General features: G+C 35.2%; 9 protein-coding genes. 2 read left to right on the top strand and 7 right to left on the bottom strand.

Translation table 11 applies throughout. The annotated features are described in order from the left end of the window. A partial coding sequence (locus tag B4J23_RS02425; RefSeq protein WP_291358664.1) for a Tn7-like element transposition protein TnsE occupies positions 1 to 425 on the top strand: 425 nt, incomplete at its 5' end. Between the two features lie 244 nt (positions 426 to 669). On the opposite strand, the gene B4J23_RS02420 is transcribed toward B4J23_RS02425, so the two are convergent. Then, a complete protein-coding gene (locus tag B4J23_RS02420; RefSeq protein ID WP_291358663.1) occupies positions 670 to 1,734 on the bottom strand; it encodes an acyltransferase family protein in 1,065 nt (354 codons plus the stop codon). 139 nt (positions 1,735 to 1,873) lie between these two features. On the opposite strand from B4J23_RS02420, the gene B4J23_RS02415 reads away from it, so the two are divergent. Further along, positions 1,874 to 3,244, top strand: a complete 1,371-nt coding sequence (locus B4J23_RS02415; RefSeq protein WP_291358662.1) for a phosphomannomutase CpsG — start codon at positions 1,874 to 1,876, stop codon at positions 3,242 to 3,244. 63 nt (positions 3,245 to 3,307) lie between these two features. Here the strand turns inward: B4J23_RS02415 and B4J23_RS02410 are convergent, their stop codons facing one another. From B4J23_RS02410 to B4J23_RS02385, 6 genes are all read right to left on the bottom strand, one after another. Beyond that, a complete protein-coding gene (locus B4J23_RS02410; RefSeq protein WP_291358661.1) occupies positions 3,308 to 4,768 on the bottom strand; it encodes a capsule assembly Wzi family protein in 1,461 nt (486 codons plus the stop codon). A gap of 53 nt (positions 4,769 to 4,821) precedes the next feature. Continuing rightward, a complete protein-coding gene (galE, locus tag B4J23_RS02405; protein WP_291358660.1) occupies positions 4,822 to 5,841 on the bottom strand; it encodes a UDP-glucose 4-epimerase GalE in 1,020 nt (339 codons plus the stop codon). Position 5,842: 1 nt separating this feature from the next. After that, positions 5,843 to 7,504, bottom strand: coding sequence for a glucose-6-phosphate isomerase (gene pgi, locus B4J23_RS02400; protein ID WP_291358659.1), 1,662 nt, complete (start codon positions 7,502 to 7,504; stop codon positions 5,843 to 5,845). Beyond that, entirely contained in the window at positions 7,504 to 8,760 is a 1,257-nt protein-coding gene (locus B4J23_RS02395) for a nucleotide sugar dehydrogenase (RefSeq protein WP_291358658.1), read from the bottom strand. Before B4J23_RS02395 ends, pgi begins: the two co-directional genes overlap by 1 nt. Before the next feature lie 17 nt (positions 8,761 to 8,777). Further along, a complete protein-coding gene (galU, locus tag B4J23_RS02390; RefSeq protein ID WP_291358657.1) occupies positions 8,778 to 9,653 on the bottom strand; it encodes a UTP--glucose-1-phosphate uridylyltransferase GalU in 876 nt (291 codons plus the stop codon). Between the two features lie 107 nt (positions 9,654 to 9,760). Continuing rightward, positions 9,761 to 11,125 carry an undecaprenyl-phosphate glucose phosphotransferase gene (locus B4J23_RS02385; RefSeq protein WP_291358656.1) on the bottom strand — a complete coding sequence of 455 codons (1,365 nt, stop codon included), beginning with the start codon at positions 11,123 to 11,125 and terminating at the stop codon, positions 9,761 to 9,763. Positions 11,126 to 11,291 lie beyond the last annotated feature (166 nt).

Below are 11,291 nucleotides of genomic sequence, written 5' to 3'. Positions count from 1 at the left end.
AGAAATTCAACTCACAGAATAATATTCCATCAAAATTTAGATTTACTATTTCTCAGCTTCCCGCTGTCAATCGATCCAAGCTACATCAGACCGATGATGGCAACGCTCGACGTATTGCGGAAGCACAGCTTGAATTTCAAGGTAAAAAATTTTCCATTCTAGAAATTGATACTAGCGACAATTACAAACCACTTTCAACATTAATTGTTAAAGTCGAAAATTTTGAAGCCTGGGATCAAAATTTTCCAATTTTTAAACAACAGATTATCAGACGTTCTTTGCGTTGGCCCACTGCAAAATCCTTAAAAGATATTGGCATTCCCAAAGGCATTAACCATCCAAAAAACAAATTTGAGATAAGTGAGTCTGATAAAGAGTTTACAGATTGGTTGAAGCGGTTTACAGAAGTCTTAAAATCTGCTTAATAGTTTTCTCTATGGCATAAATATTTGGGTCTTTGGATTGAACTCACCTACCATAAGATGATACTTTATTACTGGCTATCTTATAGAATTAAGAATGCATGATGATATACGATGATACTTTATTTTCAAAATTTATGATCAGTAGCTATAAAAATCAATCATATATTAGTGATTTAAGATGAAACTTTATTACTGGATTACAATATAAAGGTAAGATATTAATTACCCTTATATAGCAGGCCAATTATATATTTTTTAGATTTTGAATAAATATTTTTATTTTTAATATCCATATCGAATTTGAGCTAAATGAATTCTTAACTTTTTTATTTAAAGGTACTTCAATAAATTTATTCACATAGTATCCAATAAAAATACAGATCACATATAAAAATAAAGCAAAATTAAGATTTTGAAAAAAGTAATAGCTTATATATAATTTTGTTCCTATAACCAGTATGAATGGGTGACTTAGATAAATAGAATAAGACGTGTTCCCTAATCTATCTAAAATATTTACAAATTTATGATAGTGGTTTTTAAAAAAGCTTTCCAGACCAATCACACCAACCACACATAAAAAGGCTGGTACTCCCCTGTCCAAAGCACGACCGAAAACAGTTTCAAACACATTAAATATATTCTGAAAAAAAATAAATGCAGTTCCCAATAGAATCAGAATAATATTCAGAATAAAGTTTAAATTGCATTCTATATAAATGAGATATGCACATATACCCAAGGCATACTCCAAAAGAATCACATTAAAAAAGAACACCTTATCTAAATTTAATACCAATATTCCTACAGCGGGCAAAAAGGTTAATACCGCTATTAATGCAATATAATTTATTTTATTTCTAAAGAAATAGAGAGATAAAGCAAAAATGATATAGAAATAAACATCATAACTTAGGGTCCAGCCATTTTGAACAAGGAACTTATGCTCCCCTGGAATTAATAAATAAGAAGCTACAATATTGGTATATCCACCACTCATATTAATAAGGTCGGGGTTATATAAAAAGATACAAAGAGCCACAGTAGTAAAGAACCAGTATAAGGGCAATATTCTTTGCATACGCCCTTTTAAAAATTTTATAGGGGTTATATTTTTTCTTGCTGTTGTTAAACAGATAATAAACCCGGACATTACAAAGAAAATATCTACACCAGGGCCTCTAAATCGATACCACTCTAAGGATAGTATATTGTACTGATGAACTTTGTTTTCTATATGACTGAGCAAAACAAAACTTGCAGCAATAAACCTCAATATATTAATTGAATATAATTTATTATTAGACATATTTTGTCCTTATAATTTTTAATAAAATGCTTTATTCTTCAAATGAAATATTATTTTAATATTATGTAACTAGCTGAATGATAAAACTCTTTAAATAGGTTAGAATATATTTTTCAATTATACGCTTAAATAATAAATTATGAAAAAACTTTCTTGTTTCAAAGCTTATGATATTCGCGGCAAATTGGGTAGTGAGCTGAACGAAGAAGTCGCCTATAAAATTGGCCGTGCTTATGGTCAAATTTATCAGCCTAAAACTATTGTTGTTGGTTGTGATGTTCGCCTGACTAGTGAAGACCTAAAACAAGCCACTATTCGTGGTTTGAATGATGCAGGTGTCGATGTCCTCGATTTGGGTATGACCGGTACTGAAGAAGTCTACTTTGGGGCATTCCATTTAGATGTCCAAGGTGGTATTGAAGTAACTGCTAGTCACAATCCAATGGATTATAATGGCATGAAATTGGTACGTGAAAACTCACGCCCAATTAGCGCAGATACCGGCTTAAAAGAAATTCAAGCCTTGGCAGAAGCTGGTGCATTTAATGAAGTTGCAGCTAAGGGAACTACTCAGAAGTATAATATTCTACCTGAATTTATCGATCATTTATTAACTTATATAGATCCTGCTAAAATCCGTCCGTTAAAACTGGTGGCGAATGCAGGTAATGGTGCAGCAGGCCATGTAGTCGATGCTTTAGAAGAAAAATTCAAAGGACTGAATGTTCCAATTGAATTCATCAAGATTCATCATGAAGCAGATGGTAACTTCCCGAATGGTATCCCTAATCCACTGTTAGTTGAAAACCGTGATAGTACCCGCAATGCGGTACTCGAACATGGTGCAGATATGGGTTTAGCATGGGATGGCGACTTCGACCGCTGCTTCCTTTTCGATGAAAAAGGACAATTCATTGAAGGTTACTATATTGTCGGTCTGCTTGCACAAGCATTCTTATTGAAACAGTCGGGTGAGAAAATTGTTCATGATCCACGATTAACTTGGAATACCCTTGATATTGTGGAACAGCATGGTGGTATCACTGTTCAATCAAAATCAGGACATGCCTTCATTAAAGAAGTGATGCGTGAACACAATGCTGTGTATGGGGGTGAGATGTCTGCACACCATTACTTCCGTGATTTTGCCTATTGCGATAGTGGGATGATTCCATGGTTATTAGCAGTGGTGGTATTATCAGAAACCAAGAAGCCTTTGTCTGAACTTGTCCAGGCAATGATTGCCAGGTTCCCATGCTCAGGTGAAATCAACTTTAAAGTGGCTGATACTCAAGCAACCATTCAAAAAATCTTCGACCACTTTGCTGATCAAAACCCTATCATTGATTATACTGATGGGGTCAGTCTGAATTTTGGTGCTTGGCGTTTAAATGTTCGCGCATCAAATACAGAGCCATTATTACGCTTGAATATTGAAAGTCGGACCAGTCTTAATCCTAAACCAATTCAATATTATGTAGATGAATTAACCACCCTTATTAACACTTAATCCAATAACCTCAAAAGAGTTCTAGAACTCTTTTGAGGTTACTTATTATTTATTGATTCAATACTAATTAACTAGAGAAGCATCCAATGGAATTTCAATTCCTATTGAAACACCTGAATCATTACCCAGAGATTCTGAATCTGTAATCCACCCACTTATTTTTAATGGCACATCAGAACGTAAATAATGAGTCCAGGTCAAATCTAAAGTTTTGAATCTATCTCTTAGTAAGAATGCCTGATTAATTTCAAGCGCTGACTGATTCACTTTTGCATACATTAGACGACCATTTAAACGATTCATAGCATCGAAGCGAATGTCTCCCCCCAACGAATACATTTCACCATCTCCCCCAAGAGGATGCCCTAGTGGAAACCCATGCTGATAATAACCATCTTTATAGTTATGGTGATTATAAGAATACCCCCAAGTTTCGCGATTAGTTTGGGTATTCGCCCATTCCATGTAAACTTGGAAAGGTATATTTTTTATTTGCGAAGAATAATCTAGCCCACCCAAATACATTTTTCTGGATGGAAGTAAGCCAGATTCATCCTCACCAACAAATTGCATATATAAACTTAATGGCAATTCAAACTTTTCTTGCAGATTTAAACGTACATCTAGACCAGCAAGCTGATTTGATGCATTTTTTTCTCCAACACATCCACTAGCATCACATTCATTATCTTTTCCTATAAAAGCATTCCAATAAGCTTTAAAACTATCTGGTTGACCTTGGCCATCAATTTGTAAGACACGTGATGCACCAAGTTCTAGATATGAAAGGGGTTGAGCAGTTAAACGTAAACCCAATAAATTAGTATCTGGAACAGCCTTATAATCATCTAAACGTCCAGCAAATATTTGATATTGCCAATTCCCAGCCCAAGATAGCCATTTTGTTTCAAAAGGCTTTTGTTCTGCCCTTTGTAAAGTTAACCCATAAACTGGACGACTTGCATCTCCTCGAATCAGGCTACCATCATGTCCAGGTCCCCAATAGGTAGGAATTTGTCCCGCTATAAACCACTGATTCCCTAATTTACCTGCCAAGTAAGATCCTTCAACATTCACATTCTGCCCATTTTGGATCATTTGATCTTTCTCAGCATTAATCTTTAATTTACCATCCCAAGAAGCACCACCAGCATTGAGTTCAACCCCAGCTTGGTATTGGGATTTTTTAGTATCTGCAAAGTGTTGAGGAAAATATTGAGGATCGCTTTCTGCGTATAAAGATAATTTTATTAGATTATTATCAGCAGCTAAAAATGAACGGACTGAATTTATAACTTTCTCTTGTAGGGGATTGGTAATATTTGCATCTTTTAATGCCCGTTCAATTTCATCCCCACTTAAGGGCCAGGTAGATGTACTAATCTGAATCACACCTTGCTGATTAAGCCAATTCAAATCCGTACGTAAATCATTATTATTTAAGAAAATACCTTGGGAATAGCTAGGCAAACTGAATGCAGAAATCAGCACAACCAAGCCTATTTTTTTTTTGAAATTTTGCATATTTAACCGTCTCTCAATGAAAATAAGTTTTTACTATTATTAAGCTATGGATGTTATGATTGAAATCCAGTTGGATTTTTTCTTTGCCAATTCCAACTGTCTATAAGCATATCCTCAAGGCCATATTCAGCATGCCAGCCTAATTCCACACTTGCTCGTGTGCTATCAGCATAAAAACTTGCTAAATCTCCAGTACGTCTCGATACAAATTCAAATGGAATCTGTATACCATTTACTTTTTCAAAAGTATTTTTGATTGCTAATACAGAAATTGGCTTTCCAGTTCCAATATTCCATGCTCGACAACCCGTATTATTCAGACGATTTTCAATGGCTAATACATGCGCTTTAGCAAGGTCAACCACATGAATAAAATCACGCTCGCAAGTACCATCTAGTGTTGGATAATCATGACCAAAAATTGAAAGCTTATCACGTCGACCTATAGCAACCTGAGTAACAAAGGGCATTAAGTTATTTGGTATTCCTAGTGGATCTTCGCCAATTTCTCCACTTTTATGCGCTCCTACTGGATTAAAATAGCGAAGCAATGCAATAGACCAAGCAGGATTTGACTCTACTGTCTTTTCTAGCAATTGCTCAACAACCATCTTGGTATAGCCATAATTATTGGTAGGCATACCTAAAGGCATATCTTCCCGATAAGGCGCTGAGTTTTTCTCTCCATAAACAGTGGCTGAAGAACTGAATACCAAATTAAATACATGAGCTCTTTCCATCGCTCGAACCAGACACAATGAACCCGAAATATTATTGTCAAAGTATTCTAGTGGTATTTTTTGACTTTCCCCTACTGCTTTTAACCCGGCAAAGTGAATGACAGCATCAATTTTATAATCACTAAAAACCTGATCTAGTGCGCAGGCATCACGAATATCGCCTTGTATAAAATCTAAAGACTTATTTGTGAGAATTTGAACTCGCTCTAAGGCAACCTTTGAACTATTACAAAGATTATCAAATACAATCACCTCGTGCCCTACATGTAACAATTCCACACATGTATGCGAGCCAATATACCCAGCTCCACCTGTTACCAAAATTTTTGCCATATTACTTTCCGAGCAAGATACTTAACAAACCACAGGTTGAACTATCAAATCCACTAAAATCAGTCTTATTACCGTTCAAAACAGGTAAAACCAAGTTGGCAATTTCTTTACCTTTCTCTACGCCCCATTGGTCAAATGCATTGATATTCCACAGTACCGACTGTACAAAGACTTTATGTTCATACAATGCGATTAGCATTCCTAATGTATAGGGATTAAGCTCTTTAACTAAAATTGTTGAACTAGGTTTATTACCTTCATACTGTTTATATAAAGGTAAGCTTTCTACTTCCTCAGAATCAAGTGCCTGATTTCCAAAAGCTAATAACCGAGATTGGGCTAAACAGTTGGATAATGCTAAATGATGTTGATCAATTAGAGCATCTGCTGTTTCCACATAAGTAAATTGATTAGATGTATAACGTTGTACTGGCGCAATAAAGTCACAACTTACAGTATGGGTACCCTGATGAAGTAATTGATAGAAAGCATGCTGCGCATTAGGTCCGACCTCTCCCCAAATAATTGGACAGGTACTATTTTCAACTTTTTGGTCATTACGTTGAATCGACTTACCATTCGATTCCATTTCTAGCTGCTGTAGATAAGCAGAAAAATACTTTAGGCGACCATCATAGGGTAAAACTGCATGTGTTTGGATATTAAGGAAATTTAAATTCCACATACCCAAAATTGCCATAATAACAGGGATATTCTCTTTAAAATCTGCATTTTTAAAGTGCTCATCTACCGCATAAGCCCCTGCCAAAAGACGTTTAAATCCCTCTACGCCAATATTAAGAGCGATTGGCAGACCAATACAGGACCATAATGAATATCGACCACCTACCCAATCCCAAAGCAGGAGCTGGTTTTCTTTACAAATACCCCATTCAGTCATTTTTTCAGGTTTAGTCGATACACCAATAAAATGTTGGCAATTTAATGATTCAGATTTTCCTAGCTGTTTTTCTAACCATTGGCGTGCAGTTTGAGCATTATATAGTGTATCAATTGTACTAAATGATTTAGAAGAAATAATAAATAAGGTAGTTTCAGGTCTTAATTGATGCAAAATATCAGATAGTTGGCTGCCATCCATGGTAGATACGAAATGTACTTTTAAAGGTTTAGCCGTTTTTACTTTAAAATCAGATAAGGCATGACTAACCATCATAGGGCCTAGGTCAGATCCTCCAACTCCTATATTGACGACATCCTGAATAACCTCGCCTGTCACTCCTCGATATTGTCCTGAATGAATTTTTTCCACTAAGGCATACATACGTTCAAGTTGTGTATGTACTTGGTCAGTTAATTTTGGATAAATTTGATGATCTTTGGGCAAACGGAGCGCCCAATGCATCACTGAACGCTGTTCCGTATAATTGATCGCTTCTTCAGAAAATAGACGTTTAATCCAGGTCGATAAATCCCTTACTCGAGCAACGTCTAATAAACTATGAATCACGGATTGATCAATACGCTGTTTACTATAGTCAAAAATAAGGTCTTCACATTGAAGAGAGTAATGTTCGAACCGTCGCGAATCTTCTGAAAAAAAATCGTTTAAATGTTTTTTCCCTATTGTTTTAGAAAGTTCTTCTAAGCTTGACAGAGTAGATACCAAGTCTTTTTTTGGGAATATTTGTAAGTTCATCATTATCGGCCCACCCCTATATAGGCAAATCCTTGTTCTTTTATATAAGCAGGATCATATATATTACGCCCATCCAAAATCAATGGATGAACCATTAGTCTTTGTAAGTGCTTGTAATCCAATGAACCGTATTGCTTCCATGCAGTTAATACGCATAATGCATGGGCATTATTAACAGCTGCATATTGCTCTTCACAAAGAATAAGATCAGGACGATCCCCATAATAATGACGAATCTCCTCTAAAGCTTGAGGATCATGTAACTGTACTTTTACACCTTGTGCCCATAGCGCCTCGAGCATAGGATGAATAGGAGAATATTGGATGCTAGAGGTATTTACCTTAAATGCAGCTCCCCAGATTGCAACCGTCTTTCCTGCTAAATCGCCATGAAAATAATTCCAGAGTTTACGGAACATCAATTCTTTTTGCTGCTCATTAATTTCCCATACTTGGGTAAGTAATTGACTTTTTACACCCGTATTTGCAACCGCAGTAGATAAAGTCAAAATATCATGAGAGAAGTTTTCTCCTCCGAAACCAGCCCCCGGATATAAATAGGATCCACCGATACGGCTATCTGCTCCCATTCCTTCTCTGACATAATTAATATCTACTCCCACTTTCTCTGCAACAACTGCCAAATCATTGATATAACTTATACGGGTAGCTAACATTCCAGAGATACTTAACTTAGTAAATTCAGCATCTAATATAGGCATAAATAAATAATGCTGCGGTCTTGGAAACAAGGGGCGAAGCATTTCTTGTAATTTAATTTTTGCTTTTTCATCATTACAACCAATAATGATACGCATCAAGGACAAAACGCTTTGAAAAGCTTGCCCTTCTTGTACCATATCAGGTAAATAAACCCATTGATCCTGTGGTAATCGTGCTTGCAACTGCTCAGTACCATTTAAGCCAAAAGTTGAAGCATTAATCATTAATTTGGGATGGATAATAGTCCGCTGATTAATCAGATCAAGTACTTTATGAGCTGTTTCCTTTTCTATATGATTAAAACTAAAGATATAAACATCTATATCTAAAGGAAGATTTTGAAAATCACAATAGCTGAGAAAACCTGCTTTAATATGCTGTTCTAGTGCTTGAATAACTTCTCGCTCACGGACATCAAATCCTTTTTTCTGAGGATTATCAATATTACTACAAGCATAGATATAATGCCCGCATTCTGCTAATAAAGATGCCATCACAGCCGCATATAGGGTTGTTCCAAAAATTGCAATTTTCATCTATTAACTCACATTTTTTACAATTTTAATTTTTGAATTAAGGCTTTAAATTCTGTTCCTAATTTAGGATGGTCAATGCCATAATGTAATACAGCATTTAAATAACCTATTTTGCTGCCGCAATCGAAGGTTCGCCCTTTCATACGATAAGCCTCTACTGTATCTGTTTGCTGTAACATCGCAATTGCATCCGTTAACTGAATCTCATTACCTGCACCTTTAGGTGTCTGCTCAAGTAATTGCATAATTTTAGCAGGTAAAATATAACGTCCCACTACCGACAAGTTCGAAGGTGCTGTTCCTAAAGCTGGCTTTTCCACAATACCTTGCATTACAGCACTTTGCCCCTCTTCAAGAGTTACAGCCACATCTACAATGCCGTATTGATCGACAAGCTGATCAGGCACAGCTTCTACCATGATTTGTGAGGCATTTGATGCATTAAAACGTTCAATCATCAAAGACAGATCATTTTTAGTATCTGAATCTTTCACCAGAACATCAGGCAATAAAACTGCAAAACTCTCATTACCTATTATAGATTTAGCACAAAGCACAGCATGTCCTAAACCAAGTGGTTGAGGCTGACGTACACTCACCACACTCACATGTGGAGGTAAAATTTCTGTAATCTCTTTAAGCAAATCAATTTTTTTCTTTTGCTCTAAGGTTGTTTCAAGTTCAAAATTGCGATCAAAATAGTTTTCAATTGATGCCTTAGATGAATGTGTTACCAGAATAATTTGCTCAATACCGGCTGCAACTGCTTCTTTGACAACATATTCAATTGCTGGGCGGTCAACCACGGTTACCATTTCTTTTGGAATTGATTTACTGGCTGGGAGAAAACGTGTACCTAGACCAGCAACAGGAAGAATTGCTTTCTTAATCATAAATATTCCTAGTAAACATAAAATGATGTTGAGTTAATGCAATAAATTTATCTGATATCTAAAGCATATTTTAAACCAAAATTAGAACTTCACTTCTATATCAGAATTTAATAAGCGGATTTATGAATAAATCCTTTAAATACAGTTAAGAAAATAATATGAATATCAAGCCAGATACTCCAGGTACGAATGTACTCTAAATCACACTCAATACGTTTTTCCATCTTGTTTAGAGTATCTGTTTCACCACGCCAACCACGAATCTGAGCTAGACCCGTAATGCCAGGCTTTACTTTATGTCGTAACATATAGCCAGGAATTAACTTACGATATTCTTCATTATGCGCAACCGCATGTGGACGTGGCCCTACAACAGACATTGATCCTAAAAACACATTAATAAATTGTGGCAGCTCATCAATTGATGTACGTCTTAAAAAACCGCCAATCGGTGTCAAACGTGGATCATTTTTTACAGCCTGAGTGACTTTAGCACCATTCTCCATGACATTCATAGATCTAAATTTATAAACTAAGATTGGTTTACCATTTAAACCATAACGGGTTTGTTTAAAGAATACCGGACCTTTAGATGTCAATTTGATCGCAATAGCTATAGCTAATAAAAGAGGAGAAATGAGTATTAAAATCATGACTGAAAAGCAGATATCTTCTATTCGCTTCACGAATGTATTAATACCTGTCAATCTCGTATCAATAATTGGGATAATCGGGGTGCCATTGATATCCTCTACCCGAGAATATAAAAATTCATGACTAAACAACTCAGGAACAATAATCGTGGAACATGTGGTATCAGATAAAAATTTGATAAGTTCATCTGCTTGACCGATATTATGTTGATTAATAACTACATAAACCTTATCAACATTTTCTTCTTTGATAGCATGCATGCCTTCAATAAAATTACCAGAATAAATAGATGTGTCTGCTTTATCTTCGAATGTAAATAAACCAATAGGAGTAAAGCCAATCCACTCTGAATTTTTTAAATCCGTATATAGTTTTTGTGCCTTTTCTCCTTCACCAAAAATCATTACATTCGTTGATTTATGGGAAAGTTTATAGAAAATACTGTATATAAGACGGATAGCAATTCTTAAAACTGCCATCATGGCGACTACACTAACAAAATAATTAAGTAAAATGTCAAATGTAATATTTTTAAAAAAAATTAATATAGAAGAAGAAATTAAAATACTAAGAGTTGTATTTTTCAAACAAAAAATAAGTTCATTAAATAGGCTAACACCACGCCATGACCGATAAAAGTCTGTCAGACCACCAATAAGTTGAAAAACACTCACTACCGTAAGAAACATGGCAAATGCTTGTTGTCCAAAATCAAACGCATTAAACTTATATATGAAGTAAAAACCAAGGTAAATAGCCAAAACATCGCAAAACCGCTGTAATATTGAGATGTAAGATGCATTTAATCGAGAAGCCATTGTATGCCTGTATTTATATATTGAAGGATTTTTCTAAAATTGAATAACTACAGTTAAGTTAAACTTTAATTATTGAATCCTTTAGCCATTTGATCACGCGTGTTAGTATAGTTTATGAATCAATAAACACAAAAGCTATATCTATAAAGTTTAAAATTTTATTTAA

Source organism: Acinetobacter sp. UBA3025 (assembly GCF_002367915.1).
Taxonomy (GTDB): domain Bacteria; phylum Pseudomonadota; class Gammaproteobacteria; order Pseudomonadales; family Moraxellaceae; genus Acinetobacter.
The sequence above is the reverse complement of the archived record's forward strand: the minus strand, read 5'-3'. Positions and strand labels throughout refer to the sequence as shown.